At 74.2% G+C, this 17,029-nt stretch carries 11 protein-coding genes; 3 read left to right on the top strand and 8 right to left on the bottom strand.

What is annotated here, in order from left to right; all coding sequences use genetic code 11:
* Positions 1-24: 24 nt before the first annotated feature.
* The 4 genes from RND61_RS09485 to RND61_RS09470 all read right to left on the bottom strand — a co-directional run bounded on the left by RND61_RS09485 (position 25) and on the right by RND61_RS09470 (position 6,086).
* On the bottom strand, positions 25-1,440 hold the full coding sequence (locus tag RND61_RS09485) for a hypothetical protein (RefSeq protein ID WP_315877386.1): 1,416 nt from the start codon (positions 1,438-1,440) through the stop codon (positions 25-27).
* On the bottom strand, positions 1,437-2,948 hold the full coding sequence (pelF, locus tag RND61_RS09480) for a GT4 family glycosyltransferase PelF (protein WP_315877385.1): 1,512 nt from the start codon (positions 2,946-2,948) through the stop codon (positions 1,437-1,439). The genes RND61_RS09485 and pelF overlap by 4 nt, the downstream gene beginning before the upstream one ends.
* Positions 2,949-3,031: 83 nt before the next feature.
* Positions 3,032-5,170, bottom strand: a complete 2,139-nt coding sequence (locus RND61_RS09475; protein WP_315877384.1) for a hypothetical protein — start codon at positions 5,168-5,170, stop codon at positions 3,032-3,034.
* A gap of 388 nt (positions 5,171-5,558) precedes the next feature.
* On the bottom strand, positions 5,559-6,086 hold the full coding sequence (locus RND61_RS09470) for a hypothetical protein (RefSeq protein WP_315877383.1): 528 nt from the start codon (positions 6,084-6,086) through the stop codon (positions 5,559-5,561).
* 565 nt (positions 6,087-6,651) lie between these two features.
* On the opposite strand from RND61_RS09470, the gene RND61_RS09465 reads away from it, so the two are divergent.
* Positions 6,652-9,510: a M4 family metallopeptidase gene (locus RND61_RS09465; protein WP_449343274.1), complete on the top strand. Its 2,859-nt coding sequence runs from the start codon at positions 6,652-6,654 to the stop codon at positions 9,508-9,510.
* A gap of 258 nt (positions 9,511-9,768) precedes the next feature.
* On the opposite strand, the gene RND61_RS09460 is transcribed toward RND61_RS09465, so the two are convergent.
* Entirely contained in the window at positions 9,769-10,395 is a 627-nt protein-coding gene (locus RND61_RS09460) for a TetR/AcrR family transcriptional regulator (RefSeq protein ID WP_315877382.1), read from the bottom strand.
* A gap of 141 nt (positions 10,396-10,536) precedes the next feature.
* On the opposite strand from RND61_RS09460, the gene RND61_RS09455 reads away from it, so the two are divergent.
* Positions 10,537-11,298, top strand: coding sequence for an SDR family NAD(P)-dependent oxidoreductase (locus RND61_RS09455; protein ID WP_315877381.1), 762 nt, complete (start codon positions 10,537-10,539; stop codon positions 11,296-11,298).
* 394 nt (positions 11,299-11,692) lie between these two features.
* Here RND61_RS09455 and RND61_RS09450 read toward each other — a convergent pair whose 3' ends face one another.
* Positions 11,693-13,501, bottom strand: a complete 1,809-nt coding sequence (locus RND61_RS09450) for a flavin-containing monooxygenase (protein ID WP_315877380.1) — start codon at positions 13,499-13,501, stop codon at positions 11,693-11,695.
* 169 nt (positions 13,502-13,670) lie between these two features.
* On the opposite strand from RND61_RS09450, the gene RND61_RS09445 reads away from it, so the two are divergent.
* Positions 13,671-14,693 carry an SMP-30/gluconolactonase/LRE family protein gene (locus RND61_RS09445; protein WP_315877379.1) on the top strand — a complete coding sequence of 341 codons (1,023 nt, stop codon included), beginning with the start codon at positions 13,671-13,673 and terminating at the stop codon, positions 14,691-14,693.
* A gap of 9 nt (positions 14,694-14,702) precedes the next feature.
* On the opposite strand, the gene RND61_RS09440 is transcribed toward RND61_RS09445, so the two are convergent.
* Both RND61_RS09440 and RND61_RS09435 read right to left on the bottom strand, forming a co-directional pair.
* A complete protein-coding gene (locus RND61_RS09440; protein WP_315877378.1) occupies positions 14,703-15,296 on the bottom strand; it encodes a helix-turn-helix domain-containing protein in 594 nt (197 codons plus the stop codon).
* Between the two features lie 161 nt (positions 15,297-15,457).
* A complete protein-coding gene (locus RND61_RS09435; protein WP_315877377.1) occupies positions 15,458-16,987 on the bottom strand; it encodes a flotillin family protein in 1,530 nt (509 codons plus the stop codon).
* Between the last annotated feature and the right edge of the window lie 42 nt (positions 16,988-17,029).

The raw sequence follows: 17,029 nt of genomic DNA, 5'->3' as shown, positions 1-17,029 counted from the left end.
GAGCCGGCGGTGGGTGTCCGGTGGTCAGGAGTGCGGGGAGGGCCTGCCGAGCAGGTGGACCGCGCAGGCCGCGAGGCAGACCGCGGTCACCCCGCAGACCGCCGGCAGCGCGGCCGGGCCGGGCGGCAGGTCCAGCCGGGTGGCCGCCCCGGCCCCGGCGGCGGCCAGGAGGCAGAGCACGGCCGGCGGCCAGGCCGCCCCGAACGCCTGGAGCAGCAGGGCGGTCCACAGGGCGGCCGCCAGCGGCAGGAGCGCGGCCGGGCCGGAGCCGACGAGCAGGGCCGGGGGCAACAACAGCAGGAGGTACCCGGACAGGCACAGCCCGAGGACCGCGGCCGAACGGAGCAGGAAGCCCCGGGGCGTCGCGCTGGCCCGCAGCGCGGCGACCGACCAGCCGCGGTAGCGGTACAGCAGCCACTCGGCCGGGCCCATGCTCACGGTCAGGGCGATCACCGCGTACGGCTCGCGCCGGCCCTCCAGCGCGACGAGGACCGCCGCGGCCAGCCCGAACAGACCGTAGGGGAGCGAGGAGAGCAGGCGCGGCCGGGGCCCGTCGGACGCGGCCGGGACGGCGAGGCCCGCCCACAGGACGCGTCCGGCGGCGGCGAGCGCGGCCAGCAGCGCCAGCAGCGGCAGCCCCGCCCGCAGCGCCGGGCCGGGCTCCCACCACGGCAGCACCACGGCACCGGCGATCAGCGGGCTGAGCGCGGCCAGCAGCAACCGCTCCCGCCCCAGGACCAGCAGCACCCCCGCCGCCGCCAGGTACAGCGACTGGGCCGCCCCCACCGCGGTGACGGGACCGCCCCCGGCGAGCAGCGCGGCGAGGCCCGTCGCCACCGCCGCGCCGAGCAGGGACCCGGTCAGCAGGGTGCGGGCCGCCTCCCGGCGTCCCACCACCAGCCGCAGGTGCGCCCGGTGCCCGAGCGCCTGCCCCCACGCCCAGGAGGCGATGCCCGCGACGATCAGGACGGCGGCGTGCCGGTCGACCCGCCACAGCGGGGCGGTGAGCAGGTAGGCCAGGGCGGGCAGTGCGAACAGCACCCCGCGCAACAGGCAGCGCACCGTGTCGGGCCGCCACGGGTCGGCCGCGGGCGGCGGCTCGGGAAACGTCCGGGGCACCCTCGCGTACAGCGCGGAGGCCAGCGAGAACAGGTTCGGATGACCGTAGCGCTCCTTGATCACGGAGGCGGTCATGCCCTCCGACTCCAGCAGCGCGGCCACCTCGTACGGATGGACGGCGGGGCCGATGCGGTCGGCCAGGTCGGCGGCGAGCTCGCTGACGGCCTCTTCGTCGGGCCCCTGCCGGGGCAGCCGCAGCGTGAGGGTGGTGTCGTCCAGGGCCCAGCGGGGCCGGCGGCGGGGCCGGGGCGGCCGGGCCAGCCGCAGCGCCAGCGTGTCCTGCTCGGCGCCGTGGGGTTCCAGGGACATCGGCCCGCTCATCCGGTGAGGCTCCCCAGGCCGGTGACCGCCGGAGCGGGCAGGACGATCCGGGCGGGCGTCCCCTCCGCCCGCGCGGACAGTTCGTGGTAGATGGAGCGGAAGGTGTCGATGGTCTGGCGCAGGGTGAACTGCTCGATGACCCGCAGCCGGGCCGCCTCGCCCATGGCCCGGCGCCGGGCGGGGTCGCGCAGCAGCTCCAGCGCGGCGGCGGCCATCGCGTCCGGGTCGCGCGGCGGCACCACGAGACCCGTGTCGCCCACGGCCTCCCGCACTCCGCCCACGTCCGTGGAGACGGTGGCCCGCCCGCACGACATCGCCTCGATCAGCGTGAAGGGGAAGCCCTCGCTGATGCTGGAGAGCATCACGACGTTCCCGGCGGCGTAGGCGTCCTTGATGTCGTCGACGCGCCCCTCGAACGTCACGGCGTCGGCGTGCCCCAACTCGGCGGCCAGGGCCTCGCAGCGCTCCCGGTAGCCCTCCCCGCCCCGGGGCGTCCCGCCGAACAGCCGCAGCCGCACCTCGGGCAGGTGGGTCCGGACGAGGGCGAGGGCGCGGATCAGGGTCTCCAGGTCCTTGATCGGGTCGACCCGCCCGGCCCAGCTCAGGGTGGGGCTCTCCGGCTCGGGCCCCGCCGGGGGGAACGCGGCGGGGTCGACGCCGTTGTAGACCGTGCGGATCGACGCCGGGTCGGCCCCGCCCTGCTCCTCCCACAGCCGGTTGTAGCGGTTGCCGGGGGTGATGAGCGCCGCCCGGCGGTAGGTCTCCTCCGCCAGCAGCCGGAAGAAGCCCAGGACCACCGCCTTGACCGGCCAGCGGTACGGGGCGGTCCGGTAGCCGAGATAGCGTTCGCGCAGGTAGACGCCGTGCTCGGTGAGCAGCAGCGGAACCCCGTGCCGTTCGAGCGCCGCCAGCCCCGGCAGCACGGCGACACCGCCGCTGACCGCGTGCGCCACTTCCCCCGCGGGCGGCGGGGCGGCGAGGGGGCGCAGGGCGTGTTCCAGCAGGGCGGTCGCGGTCAGCGCGTCGTGCAGCGTCGGCCCCGCCTCCCGCACCACCAGTCCCGGCCGCGTCCACACCCCGGTCAGGATCGTGACCGCCGTGTCGTCCCGCAGGAAGGGGCCGAGCAGGCCGTCCGCCGCCGCCCCGGCCAGCACGTACAGGGCGGGCGCGAAACCGGCCTCGGCGCACGGGTCGACCAGCGCGGTCAGGAACCGCTCGTAGGCGTCGGCGAGCCGGCGGCGGGCACGGCCGCGGGGCGGGCGGCCCGGGGGAGCGGCGCCCCACATCGGCACGGACACGACGCGCGACACGTGCCCGGGCAGGTCCCACACGATCGGCTCGCGCCCGGTGCCGGTGACGGCGATGACGTCGAAGTCGAGGTCGGGCATGCCGGTGACGAGCTGGTCGCACCAGACGCTCACACCGCCGTGGCTGTGCGGGTAGGTGCCTTCGGTGAGCAGGGTGACGCGCGGTGCGCCGGAGCGCCGCGCGCCGTGGTGAACGTGCATGGTTGAGCTCCACGGCCGGGGTGTGGGTGGTCGTGCGGGCCCCCGCCGCCGGTGGGCGGCCGGGGCCCGGTGCCGTACGCCGGTCAGCCCGGCGTGCCGGGGAGGACCGGCTCGGCCACGCCCCGGGGCACCCGGGTGGCCGGGGCCGGGGCCGTGACCGGCGCGGAGCCGTCGGCGTCGGTGGCCGTGGAGGGGGACGCGGACGCCGGCAGGGTGAGGACGAGCGGCACGATGCCCGGGCCGGTCCAGCCGGACCGCTCGCCGGCGTACGCCTCGCCGAAGGCCGTGCCGGCGCGTGTGGTGCCCTGCGGCATGGTCGCGGGGACCGCCGCGCCGCCCAGGCCGTCGACGGTGACGGTGACGGTGCCGCCGATGCGGTAGGCCGTGACCCGCCCGTCCCGCACGGCCGCCCGCCACGCGGCGCGCCGCTGGAGTTCCTTCCCGATCTCCTCCATCCGCAGGTTGACCACCGGGGTGTTCGCCGCGAACAGCGTGTCGTAGGTGGTCAGCACGCCGTCCAGGACCGGGTAGGCGATGCGGTCCTCGGCCAGGTTCGACTGGTGGATGAAGTGCGGCTTGGGGTCGTTGGCCAGGACGTGGCCCAGCGCGATCCGCCGCTCCAGGGGCACGATGTGCCCGGTGTAGCCGGTGGCCAGGTCGAGCGGGGCGGGCAGGCAGGTGGTGGTGGCCGGGTTGTCCTCGCAGATGCCGCTGCCGCCCTGGGCGCGGCTGGTGTAGATCCAGTTGTACTCGTCGACCTGCTCGGCGGCCCGCCCGGCGTTGTAGAAGATGTTCATCGGGTGGCGGGGGACCGTGGTGGCGGGGCCGACCTGCCGCTGCTGTGGTTCGCGGGAGTTGTCCGAGGCCAGCGAGGTGACGCCGTTGTCGGCCAGGGCGAGCGCCAGGTTGGGGTTGTCGGCGGGCTGCTGGGGCAGCACCCGCAGTCCGGAGTGCTCACCGGTGACCAACTCGTCGTGGTCCAGGGGGAGTCCGGCGAGCAGTCCCCAGACGCGGTTGTGGGCTATCTCGTCGGCGACCTCGAACCGGCTGACCCACTTGGTGCTTCCGTCGGCGTGGGTGGCGCACCGCCAGGGCACCACCGTCGTGTCCTGCACGCAGCCGAGGAAGGCGTGCGTGTACGTGTGGTTGATCCAGCGGAACTCGTTCCGCTGGGCGATGAGCCTGTCGGCCAGCGGGTCGGCGCCGTTGTTGTCCTCGCGGTGGTCGGCGCTGCCGGCGCCGTTGTAGGCGAAGTCCAGGGTGAAGTCGTGCTCCCGCTGCCAGGCGACGGCGTGGTCGACGTCCGCGGGCGACATGCGGATCGGGTCCGGGACGGCGTTCGGGTCCGTGCAGTCCACGTCACCGGGCGTGCAGTTGAGGGTGGAGTTCCAGCGGTCGTCCGCCGCGAACACGTCGTCGACGTGGACGGCGAAGTAGTTGCGGGAGGCGCCCAGGTGCACGCCGCCGGTCATCCACCGCACGATGCCGCGGGCCAGCAGCCGGAACTGCTGCTGGTACCGGTTGTAGACGAAGGTGACGACCAGTTCGCGCCGCCCGTCGTGCCGGTACTCGCCGACCAGGGAGCCGCGCTTCGTCGTGCCCGGGATCGGCGCCTGGACGTACGGGGTGAAGTCGGCACCGGCCACCGGCGTCGACAGGTAGGCGTAACTCTCGCCCACGGTCGGCGAGTTGTCCTCGAACGGCACCGGCCCTTCGAGGTAGCCGAACGGGCCCGCGCGGCCGGCGTCCGTCACCTCGGCCCGCACCCCGTCGACGCTGCCGGAGTAACCGCCGTAGATCGGGTACTGGAGCCCGGCCTCGGGGCGGGCGTAGGTGTACGCGTCGACCTGCGGGATGCCGTGGGCCTTCTCGTAGGCCACGAGCGCGGCCATCTCCGCGGAGTTCGCGGGGAACGGGTTGTCGTTGGGCAGGACGACGGCCTGGAACTTCGCGCGGTCCCGTCCGTCGACGGTGTCCGCGAGGTAGCCGGCGTCGATCCGCGGCCGGTCGGACCGGGTGAGGTCGACCTCGGTGTACGGCGTTCCGGCGGCGTCCAGTTCGGCCGCGATGGCCTCGGTGGCCGGGCCGCCGTCGCTCACGATCAGCACCCGCAGATCGACGCGGGGCGCCGGAGTGGCAGCGGGTGCCGCCGTGGCCGGTATGCCGAGGACGGCTATGAGTGCGCCCGCTGTGAGCAGGGCGATGCGTATGGTCCGCTTCATGCGGTGATGTCCCCTCCCAGGGCAGGGGTGGGCATCGCTCCGCGGAGCGGACGCACCCCCTCGCGTGACGCCGGCTTCCCCCTCAGAGGCCGGTCGTCCACGCGTCCGTCGCGTCACATGGTGAGGTCTCTGTGGATGTTTTGTGGCCCTGCTGCGAAACCTGGCGGAAAAGCGTGGGGGCGCGGCAGGCGGCGTTCCTGGGGCCGGAGCGGGTCCGGTGGCCTGCCGTGCGGGCCGGTCCCGCCCCGCGCCGGGGTTGCCGTGCAGGTGGGGGAGTGCGGCTCACCGGCGGGCCGGTGGCCCGCCGGTGGAGAGACCGTTGCTGGAGTCCGCACGGTACCGGAAGGCGTTGGCCGATTTCCGGCCAACGCCTCGCCCGGCGTGTGCGTCAGGCGCAGAGAACGCGCGTCTCGGGCGTGTAGACCGGGCCGCCGCTGTGGCTCGTGCTGTCGCTGAACTCGGCGTAGAAGTACGAGTAGAAGCCGATGTTCCCGTTGCAGCCGGAGTCGGGGGCGATCTGCAGCGTCAGGGTCACCGTCCGGCTCTGGCCGGGCGGGATGGGGGCGCCGTAGTTGGTGCCGAGGTCGGAGGGGCCGGTGCCGGAACAGGGGGTGCTGCCGTTGGCGGTGGCGAGGCTGCACCCGGTGAACTGGTACTTCAGGTCGGGGCGCTGCGTGGTCAGCCAGGTGGGGTGGATCGACTGGTAGACGAACCAGAGGTCGTAGGTCTTGTTGTTGGTCAGGGTCATCGTCAGGTTCACCGAGCCGCCCGGAGTGGTGGTGGCGGCGTTGGTGGTGAACTTCAGGTCGGCGGGGCTCGGGTCGGCCGCGCTCGCGGTGGGGGCCAGGCCGAACACGGCGAGGGCGAGGGCGAGGACGGCGCTGAGACCGAAGCGTCTCATCAAGGGTGATCGCATGGCCCGGGAGGCTAGACACGGGGCGGGCGCGCCGTCTGCCCCCGCGCCGGCGTCTCCGGGCGAAGGCGGCCGAAAGCGGGCGTTCCGTCGAGCAGTTGTGAAAGAAGTGTGCGATTGAGTGTGGGATACATATGTGCAAGGTGGAGACGGTGTGACCGACGGGGTCGGTGGCGGGACCGGGCCCGACGCCCCGGGAGGACGGTGACGGCGGTATTGGCGGGTACTCGTCGTACCGCCCCCTGCCCGGAAGGACCACGCCCGGCCGGACCGCGTGCTTCCGGCCGGTGGGCCGGCAGTCCGACACCCCGCCGGGCCGGGCCCCGGCGCCCCGCAGGATCGGCAGTCCGACACCCCGACACTCCGCCGAGTCGGGCCGGCACCCCGGCACCCCGCCAGGCCGGCACCCGCACTCCCGCGCCGGACCGGGCGGCCACGGCCTCCCGCGGTCGGCCGGAAGTCGCCGGTGGCCGCTTCCTCCCCGTTGAAGTGACGGCCCGTCACCGCTTCGATGACCCCTGCCGGAGCGCTTCGCCACCGGCACCGCGACACGTGGGGGTGGGGAACCGTGCGTCACTTCGAAGGGGCCAGGGCCCGCAGGGGCAACCGCAGACGGCGGCTGGGGGGCATGGCGAGTGCGGCGGCGCTGACGGGCGTCGCCGCACTCGCCGTTTCGGCGGTGCCCGCGGACGTCGCCACCGCGGCGGGGGCGCCACCGCCCGCCCCGGGACAGGTGGTACCCGGAGAGGGGACCGGGACACCGGCCCTGGTCCGGGGCATCCGGGAACCCGCCCCCGACTCGGGCAGCGCGGCGGGCGCGGCCCGGGCGTACCTGGAAGCGGAGGAGGGGCGGTACCGCATCGCGCACGTCCGGCGCGACCTCGTGCCCGCCGGGACGACCACCTCGGGGACCCGGGAGACCGTACGGCTCCAGCAGCGGCACGGAGGCGTGCCCGTCCTGGGCGGCCAGTACGTCGTCCGCATGGAGAACAGGGGCGGCGAGCGGATCGTCACCGGCACCTCCGGCAAGTACTTCACCGGGCTGACCACCGGGACGACGGCCGAGGTCGGGGAGGAACTCGCCGTCGAACGGGCCGTGGACCGCGTCCTCGACGAGCTGGGCGCCGAGAACTTCGCGACGGCGCCGCGCGAGGGCGAGGAGGAGCTGCCCCCGTTGCAGGGCACCGCCCGCGGCCTGGTCGTCCTGCCCAGGGGAACGGGCGTCCTCACCCAGCACGTCACCGTGCGCGGCGTCGACCCCGCCGGCGGCGAGCCCGTGCTGCGGGAGGTGTACGTCGACGCCCACGCCGGTTACCCGGTCCTCGGCTACAGCGGCATCAAGACGTTCCGGGCGCCGGAGGCGGCCGGGCGGCCCGCGCCGGAGGCGGCCGGGCGGCGCTCCGCCGCCGCGCGGGAGACGGGCGGCGGCGTCCGCCTCGACGGCACGGCCGTCGGCCTGGACGTCTCCCACGACGAGGGACGCGGCCTGTACGTGCTGCGGGACCGCACCCGCATACCGGACGACGACTACGATCAGCGCGCCCTGACGACTTGGGACGCCCGCGGCACGAACGTCGGCGACGTGAGCGGGCGGTGGCCCGAGGGGATCCGGGAGTTCGCCTCGCCCACACCGCAGTTCGGCGACGAGGCCACCGGGGCGGGCGCCGTCGACGCGCACTGGGCCGCCGCGCGGGTCCACGACTACTACCGCGACGAACACGGCCGCAACAGCCTCGACGGCCGCGGCATGAACATCGACTCCCTGGTGGGGGTCACCGAGTTCGGCGAACCGTACGTCAACGCCTTCTGGGACGGGCGGAAGACGGTGTACGGCACCGGCGACGCGGAGTACCGGCCGCTGTCCGCGGCCCTGGACGTCGTCGGCCACGAGATGACGCACGGCGTGATCGAGCACTCGGCGAACCTCGTCTACGCGGGCCAGTCCGGCGCCCTGAACGAGGCCATCGCCGACTACTTCGGCAACGCCGTCGAGACGGACGTGCTGGGCGTCCCGGCGACGGACCCCGACTCCGGCCTCCTCGGCGAGCGGCTCTGCCGCACGAAGACCCCCCGCGCGTGCGCCCTGCGCGACCTGAACGACGGGCGGACCACCACCGGGTCCTTCCTCGGCCTGGACTTCCTCAACGACAACGGCGGAGTCCACCTGAACTCCACCATCTTCGGCGGCGCGCTGTGGGACGCCCGCGAGGAACTGGGCGCGGACCTCGCCGACGAGGTCGTCTACAGGGCGCTGACCGAATACCTCACCCCCCTGGACGGCTTCACCGAGGGACGGGCCGCCGTGCTCGCCGCCGCCCAGGACCTCTCGGTCACGGGGGACCGGCTGAGGGCGCTGCGCCGCGCCTTCACCGCCCACGGCATCGTGCCCGGCTGGGAGTCGGCCCTCGGCATCGACTCCGACCCGCTCCTGGACCGGATCAACACGACCGGCACGGGCCCGGGAGCGGGCGGCGGCTGGTGGGCGGCGTCGAAGTCGAACGAGGACGGCTCGGAGCCGTACTCCGTGTGGGCCGGCCGCGCCGACGGCAAGGGGCAGCTCAAGCTGATGAGCCCCAACGACGGCCGCTACCACGTCAACCCCGCCACCGACGGCACGACGGTGGTGTGGCAGGCGTACAGCCCGGGCGCCGTCGAGATCCTGGCCCGGCCGCTCGCGGGCGGCCCCGTGAAGAAGCTGTGGGCCGGCCGCAGCGGGGGGAGTGTGACGGACGTCGACGGCGACGTCGTCACCTTCAGCTACGCGAACGTCGGCGGGCGCTCGGGCGTGGCCTACCTGAGCCTGAAGGACCCGACGGACGTCAGGACCGCCGGCGGAGGCACCTACCGCCGGGCGTACTCCCCCTCGGTCAGCGACGGCAGGATCGCCTACCAGGAGTGGCGGAGGGTGGCGCTGGCGACCCGCGCCGCGTACGAGTGGAGGACGCTCGTGGTCGATGCGGCCACCGGTGCGACCACGGTGCTCCACGAGGCTCCGAGCACCATCGGTCACGGCCCGACCGCCCTCAACGGCACCCATGTCTTCTGGCTCGCCGAGCAGGACGCGGCCCAGGGCGGGACCGCCTTGTTCCGCGCCCCGCTCGACGGTTCCGGCGCGGTGGAGCTCGGCCCGGAGGCCGGGTGGGGCGCGCTGCGCGTCCACGACCTGACCGCGTCCGAGGACAGCGTGACGGTCGCCGCCTACGCCCCCGACGCCCCCCTCGGCAACGAGGCGACCCCCAAGCTGCACCAGTTCGCCGCCGCCGGCACCCCCGGCGGGCAGGGCACCCACAAGGGCCGCGTCTCCTGCAACCGCGGCAGCCAGACACACCCCGCGGCCGTCGACGGCAGCCGGGTGGTGTGGCTGGACGCGACGACGGGCACCACCGACGTGGTCACCCGCGCCCGGCCGACGGGCAGGTGCGGCTGACCCCGCCCGGCCGGGTGCGGGAAGCCTTCCAACGGGCGCCCCGCACCCGGCCGGACGGCGCGACGGGCCGGTGCGGGCGGTGTCCGCCCGTCCCGCGTTCCCGCGCGGCGAGGCACTCTCGCGCCACCGTGGTCGGCGGGGCCGTCACGTGCCTCCCGGAGGGGCGTCCGCCTGCCGCCGGGCGCCGGCTGCGCGCACGGGCCCTGTGGCCTTCACCCGCCGCACGGCGGACGTCCCCTTGCCCGGACGCCGCGCGATTCACGCGATTCCGGCCTCCGCGACCGCCAGGGCGGTGCGCAGGGTCGCCGCGAGGTCGGCCCGGGCGGCCGCGGGGCCGGTGCTCGGCCCGGCCGTTCGGTGGGCGTGGTGTTCGACCGCCGCGCGCAGGGCGGCGTTGAGCATGGCGGCCCAGACGGCCGGCCGGACGTCGTCGGGGGGCAGGCCGGCCCGCTCGGCGAGGGCGCGGGCGAAGGCGGGTTCGGCCTCGTCGTGGGTCTGCAGCCAGACCGCGCGCAGGCCCGGTTCGGTCCGGGTCAGCCGCACCAGGGCGCCGACGTCCGGTCCGGGCAGGGCCGCGTCGGTGGTCCACAGGTGGTCGAAGGCCTCCTGGAGGGGCCGACCTGGCCGCCACTGCCGCAGCGCGGTGGCGATCGATTCGATGCCGGACGAGAACAGCGGACGTACGCAACTCTCCTTGGTGGGGAAGTAGCGCCACACGGTCCGTGCCGAGACGCCAGCGGCCTGCCCGATCTGCTCGCCCGTGGTGCCGGCGACGCCCTGGGCGATGAACAGGTCGACCGCGGCGCGGGCGATCTCCAGCCGGATGGCGGCCTTGCGTTCTTCGGTCAGCGGTGGCCGCCCCGTCCGTCCGCGAGGTGCGGTCATCTGTCCCTCCAGCGCCCATGGTCGATGCCGCGACCATTGTCCACCAGGACTTTATGTCACTCAGAGACATAAAGGGGGGTAGGGTGCTGGCGCGGTGCGACACGGGTTCACCGCGTCGGCACTTTTCGAACGGAGCACTTCATGACCGGCGACCTGAACGGACGCAGCGTGATCGTCACCGGAGCGGGATCGGGCATAGGGCGCGCCGCCGCGCTCGCCTTCGCCGCACAGGGCGACCGCGTCGTCGTGGCGGACCTCAACGCCGAGGCCGCCGACGCGGTCGTGGAGGAGATCGGGCAGGCGGGCGGCACCGCTGTGGCCGTCACGGGGGACCTGGGCGAACAGGCCGTCGTGGACCGGGTGGCGGCGACGGCGGTGGAGCGCTTCGGCGGCGTGGACGTCCTGGTGAACAACGCCGGGATCATGGACAGCATGTCGGCCCTGGCCGACGTGGGCGACGCCGAGTGGGAGCGCGTCATCCGGGTCAACCTCACCGCGCCGTTCCTGCTCACCCGCGCCGTGCTGCCGCACATGCTGGCCGCGGGCCGCGGCGCCATCGTCAACACCGCCTCCGAGGCCGCTCTGCGCGGCAGCGCGGCGGGCGCCGCGTACACGGCCTCCAAGCACGGTGTGGTGGGCCTGACGAAGTCGCTGGCCGTGATGTACCGCAAGAACGGCATCCGTGCCAACGCCATCTGCCCGGGCGGTACCGCGACCGCCATCGCGGTGGAAGCGGACCGGACCGCGCACGGACCCGCGGCGATCGCCCCGCACTTCGTCAACCTCGGCCGCGTGTCGCAGCCGGAGGAGCAGGCGGCGGTGATCCTCTTCCTCGCCTCGGAGGCCGCGAGCAACATCAACGGTGCGATCCTCCCCGTCGACGACGGCTGGTCCGCCGTCTGACACGACGTCCGGGCGCGCCCGCCCCGCCACGGGCGGGCGCGGCACCTCCGTTCCCCGTACTGCGCCCGGTGGTGGGGGGGAAAGCGCCCTCGCCGGGCCGGACCCGTCGGGTGACGACGTACCGGCGCCGACGGCACGTGGGGGCGGCACCGGGAGGTGGCGGCGCCCGGCCGGACACGGTCGGGGCGCGGGCCTGCTGGTCCGCCGCGAGGGGGGACGGGTGGCCAGGGGCTCGGGAGCGGCCCGGGGCCCGGCCGGCCGCGCCCGGGCTCCGAACCGCACCGCCGGTGAGGGCCCTCGGCACGCGCTGCCCGGGGCCCTCACCGGCGGCGCGGTGGGGGCCCCGCTCCGAGACGCCCCCGGGCCAAGGCCCCCCGGCGCTCGTCCCGCCGCCCTACGGCTGCGCGGGTGTCCTGGCCCGGAGCACGTCGTCCATGGACTCTTCGCGCCAGCGCTTCAGGAGCTCGTGGAAGGTGAACGCGCCGTGGGGGTAGGCGATCGGCGCGTTCGGCCGGCCGCGTCCCTCGGCGTTGTAGTAGCCGGGGGTGCACTCGGCGTGGAACCACGCGTGGTCGGGGGCGCCCTCGGCCAGGACCGCGAGCCAGGCGTCCTCCGCCTCGGGAGACGGCTCGATGACGGCGCCCTCGGCCTCGGCGGCCGCGATGAGGGCCGCGGCGTGCACGGCGTGCTCGTCGAGCACGTGGGTGTAGTTGACGCTGCTGGCGCTCTGCGCGGCCCCCAGGTGGATCAGGTTCGGGAAGCCGTTGCTGGTGAAGCCGTGCAGGGTCCGCGGCCCCCGCTCCTGCAACGCGCGCAGCAGCGGGATGCCGCCGCGGCCGTGCACGGGGAGTTTGCCGGAGTGGACGCCGGAGACCCCGACGGAGAACCCGGTGGCGAAGATCAGGCAGTCGAGTGCGTACTCGGTGCCGCCGACCACGACGCCGCGTTCGGTCATCCGCTCGATGCCATGGGTGTCCGCGGTGTCGACCAGCGTGACGTTGTCCCGGTTGAACGCCTGGAGGTAGGTGTCGGAGAACGTGGGGCGCTTGCACGCGTACCGGTACCAGGGCTTGAGCTTCTCCACGGTCTCCGGGTCGGCGACGATCCGCTCGACGCGGGCGCGGATCTCGTTCATCTTGGCGGCGTCCGCGACCTCGTACGCCGCTTCAAAGGCCTTCCGGTCGCCCCGGCGGTGGAAGCTCGGAAGCAGTTTCTCCAGGAGGCCGGCCGACGCGGTCCACTGGTCCGCCACGAGGTCCTCTTCGACGGTCTCACCGGAGACGATGCGCAGGAAGTTGTCGCGGCGCTCGCGTGCCCAGCCGTCGTGGTCGGCGCCGACGTCCTGGGCGGTGGTACGGCGGTTGGCGCGCACGTCCACGCTGGAAGGGGTGCGCTGGAAGACGTAGAGGTGTCCGGCGTCCTCGGCCAGCTTCGGGACGACCTGGACGCCGGTGGCGCCCGTTCCCACGACGCCGACGCGCTTGTCCGAGAGGCCGGTGAGGCCGCCGTCCGGCGTGCCGCCCGTGTAGGCGTAGTCCCAGCGCGACGTGTGGAAGGTGTGGCCCTCGAACGTCTCGATGCCGGGGATGCCGGGCAGCTTCAGCTCGGACAGGGTGCCGGTGGCCGTGACGACGTAGGTGGCCCGGAACTCGTCACCCCGGTCGGTCGTGACGATCCACGCCTGCGAGGACTCCTCCCAGGTCAAGGACGTGACCGAGGTGGAGAACAGGGCGTCCGCGTAGAGGTCGAACTTCTCCGCGATCCGCACCGCGTGACGGCGGATCTCCTCGCCGGGAGCGTACTTCCACTCCGGCACGTAACCGGTCTCGTCGAGCAGGGGCAGGTACACGTGCGACTCGACGTCGCAGTGGATGCCGGGGTACCGGTTCCAGTACCAGGTCCCCCCGAAGTCGCCTCCCCTCTCGATGACGCGGACCCGCTCGACGCCCCGCTGACGCAACCGCGCGCCCGCGAGAATGCCGCCGAACCCACCGCCGACGACCGCGACGTCCACCCCGTCCCGCAGCGGCTCGCGTTCAACGGTCCCTCCCGCGTACGGATCGGCGGCGTAGTAGCCGAACTCGGCGTCGGCGGCGAGGTACTGCCGGGTGCCGTCGGGCCTGACGCGCCGCTCCCGTTCGAGGCGGTAGCGCCGCCTCAGCTCGGCGAGCGCCTCGGAGGACAACGCTTCGGAGTTCGTCATGCGGGGGACCTCGATCCTTCCGGTTCGCCGCCGGGAAGGCGGTGTCCGTCAACCGGCTTCGAAGACAGCGGACTTGAGTAGGCGTGCACTACCGTAGCAAGTACCGGACAGTGTTGTCCGGTTGAGGCGGAGACAGCATCCGTACATCTCGGACAGGAAGAGTGACCCCATGCAACGACTCCCGATCCGACCCCTCGCCGGGCTCGCCGCGATCGGCCTGCTGGCCCTCACCGGGTGCGGCACCGACACGGGCGCCGCCGCGCACCGGGCGGCCCCCGGCGGCGCGGACACGACCATCCGCGCCCACGAGGTCATGCAGCTCACGAAGGTGCACGAGGCGACCGGAATGACCCTGTTGGAAGGTCCGACCTTCGACGCGGACGGAAACCTGCTCGTCGTCGACGTGACCGCGCCTCCCGGCGGGCCGAAGGTCCTGCGCGTCGACGTCAGGAGGAAGACGTCGCGCCAGGTCCACACCGACGACCGCGGCGCCTACACCTCGGCCCAGTTCAGCCCGTACGACGGGCGCATCTACCTGACCGACTTCTCCCACGGCGACATCGTGAGCCTGGCCCCGGACGGCGGCGACCCACGGGTCTTCTTCTCCGGGGAGGTCGAGGGAGCGCGGATGAACCCCGACGACCTCGCCTTCGACCGGGAGGGCAACCTGTACGTCAGCGACTCGCGCGGCATGTCCGAGGGCGAGGCGACCGGGCGTGTGGTGCGGATCGACCGCGAGGGGAAGGACGCGACCGTCCTGGCGGACGGACTGGAGGCACCGAACGGAATCTCGTTCGACACCGAGTACCGCGGCCTGTGGATCAGCGAGCTCACGCAGAACCGCGTCTCCTACCTCCGCCTCGGCGGCAAGGCCGGGGTGGCTCCCCTGCACAGCGCCATCCGGGTCGACGGAGGGATCGCCCAGACGGACTCGATCGCCGTGGACGCGGACGGCAACCTCTACCAGGCCCTGCACGGCCGACCGGCGATGGTGGTCTACGACCAAAACGGCGAACGTCTGGCGACCGTCGAGGTCCCCGCCCGCGCCGCGGAGGGACTCGAATCCGCCACCAACGTCGCCATCACGCCCGGCGGCACCAAGGCATACATGACCGTCAGCGGGCCCGCCGGAGGCTACCTGTACGCCTTCGACGCGCTGGCGGAAGGCGTCCGGCAGTCCAACGGCGGCTGACGGCGTCCTTCACCCCTCGAAGGGCCGCACCGGCCCCACCTCGACGCCGAGCAGCCGCCATGCCGCCCGTGCCCGGTTCTCCCGCTCCTCGCGGGTGGGGCCGGTGACGGCACCGGAGACCATGGCGACGGCGACCATGAGGTCGTCCGGCGCCGCGGCCAGCCGGTGGCCGTCCGGCAGGTGCTCCCGCAGGGCCCGCTCGACCCGCCCGGACAGCGCGGAAGCGTACGAGGGGCCCCCGGAGCGGCCGGCCGCCCCGTCCGCGTGCAGGATTCCGATGAAGGCCGCCGAATCCGTCAGGTGCCAGGTCAGGACACCGAGGACCTGCGCCATGTCCGCGCCCCGCGCCGCCGCCGCATGCTCCACCTGCCGGACGTTCTCCTCCAGGATCGCGGTCGCCACGGCGGCCCGGTCGGGAAAGTGCCGGTACAGGACGCCCTGGCCCACTCCGGCTCGACGCGCGATCGCGGAGAGCGGTGCCTCCAGGCCGTACTCCGCGTAGACCTCCCGGGCGGCGGCGAGGAGAGCGGCACGGTTGCGGGCGGCGGCCTTGCGCCCGTCGTTCGCGGGCCGTCGCCCGTCGGGCGGGGGGTGTTGCGTCACGCCGAGAGGGTACCGGGCCGTGGCCCGGCCCCTGTCGCGGGCCGGACCCCTGGCGTACCGCGGCCCGGCCCCTGTCGCGGGCCGGACCCCTGGCGTACCGCTGCCCGGCCCGGACCCGGCGAGCCGGACCCGCACGGGTCCTCGTGCCGGCCGCGCGGACCTCAACCGATTTCGATCTTCCCGTTGGAGCCGGGAGCGGTCTTGGCCGCGGGGTGGGCAGCCCCGTCCCGTTGGGTGATGCCCTTCAGCAGCTCCGCGAGGTCCACCCCGGTGGTGGAGCTGAGCAGCTCCATGCCCTGGGCGACGTTGTCGGCGACGGTGCGCGACAGCCGGCTCGCCCCGTCCGTCGAGATGACGGTCATCTTGTCGACGGCGCTCAGCGGTTCGGACGCCTTGGCGACGACCTGCGGCAGCACCTCGATGAGCATCTGCAGCACGGCCGCGTCACCGTACCGCTCGAAGGCGTCGGCCTTCTTCTGCATCGCCGCGGCCTCGGCCGCGCCCTTGGCGCTGATCGCGGCGGCTTCGGCGTCACCCTCCAGCCGGACCGCCTCGGCGATGGCCCCGCGCCGGGACCGCTCGGCCTCACCCTGCTTGAGACCCTCGATGGCCTCCGCCTCGGCCAATGCGGACCGACGCTGCTTCTCGCCCTCGCCCGTGAGCCGGGACCGCTCGGCCTCCGCCTGGGCGGCGGCGATCTCCGCCAACCGCTCCGCCTCGGCTTGCTTGACCCGGGCGACCCGCTTCGCCTCGGCCTCCTGTTCGGCCGCGTACCGCTGCGCGTCGGCGGGCTTGCGCACCTTGGTGTCCAGCTCCCGGTCGGTCAGCGCGGCCTGCCGCTCGGCGACCTTCTCCTGCTCGGCGAGGATCTCCTGCTGCCGCGCGGCCTCCGCCAGCGGACCGGCGGCGGCCGCACGGGCTGCGGCCTCGTCGGTCTCGGCCTTGATCTCCGCCTGCTTCAGGGCGAAGGTCCGCTGGGCGACGGCGATCTCCTCCTCCGCCTTCAGCCGGGCCTGCTCCGCGGCACGACGCGCCTCGGCTTCGGCGATGTCGGCCTCCTGCTTGGCGCGGGCGGCCTCCGGGCGGCCGAGGTCCTCCAGGTAGGAGCCCTCGGTGGTGATGTCCTGGATCTGGAAGGCGTCCAGCACCAGGCCCTGGCCGGACAGGCTCGCCTCGGCCTCCTCGGCGACCTGTCCGGCGAACGCGGCCCGGTCGCGGATGATGTCCTCGACGGACATGCGGCCGACGATGGCGCGCAGGGCGCCGGACAGTACTTCCTGTGTGAAGCCCACGATGCCGTCCTGCTGCATCAGGAACCGCTGGGCGGCGGCGCGGATGGAGTCCTCGGTTCCGCCGACCTTGACGATGGCCACGCCTTCCAGGTTGGCCTTCACACCGCGCAGGGTGACCGCGCCGCGCACCGCGACGGGGATGTGCCGCGAGGACAGGTCCAGGGTGAACTTCTGCTGCACGAACGGCACGACGAACACGCCGCCGCCGACGACGACCTTCTGCCCGCTGTTGTCGGTGAAGACACGGCCGGTTTCCGGGTCGGTGGCCTTCTTGCCGCGCCGTCCGGTGACGATGAACGCCTCACTCGGGCCGGCCACTTTGTACCGGCTGACGACGACCAGCGCGATCAGCACGAGGAGTACGACGACTCCACCCACTGCGATGACGACAGAACTCATGGTTTGTCCCCCCTGCCCTCCCCTGGGACGGCATCAGGCAAG

The sequence above is a fragment of the Streptomyces tamarix genome (assembly GCF_032423885.1).
Classification (GTDB): Bacteria; Actinomycetota; Actinomycetes; order Streptomycetales; family Streptomycetaceae; genus Streptomyces; species Streptomyces tamarix.
Note: the sequence above shows the minus strand (reverse complement) of the source record. Positions and strands in the feature narration are given on the sequence as shown.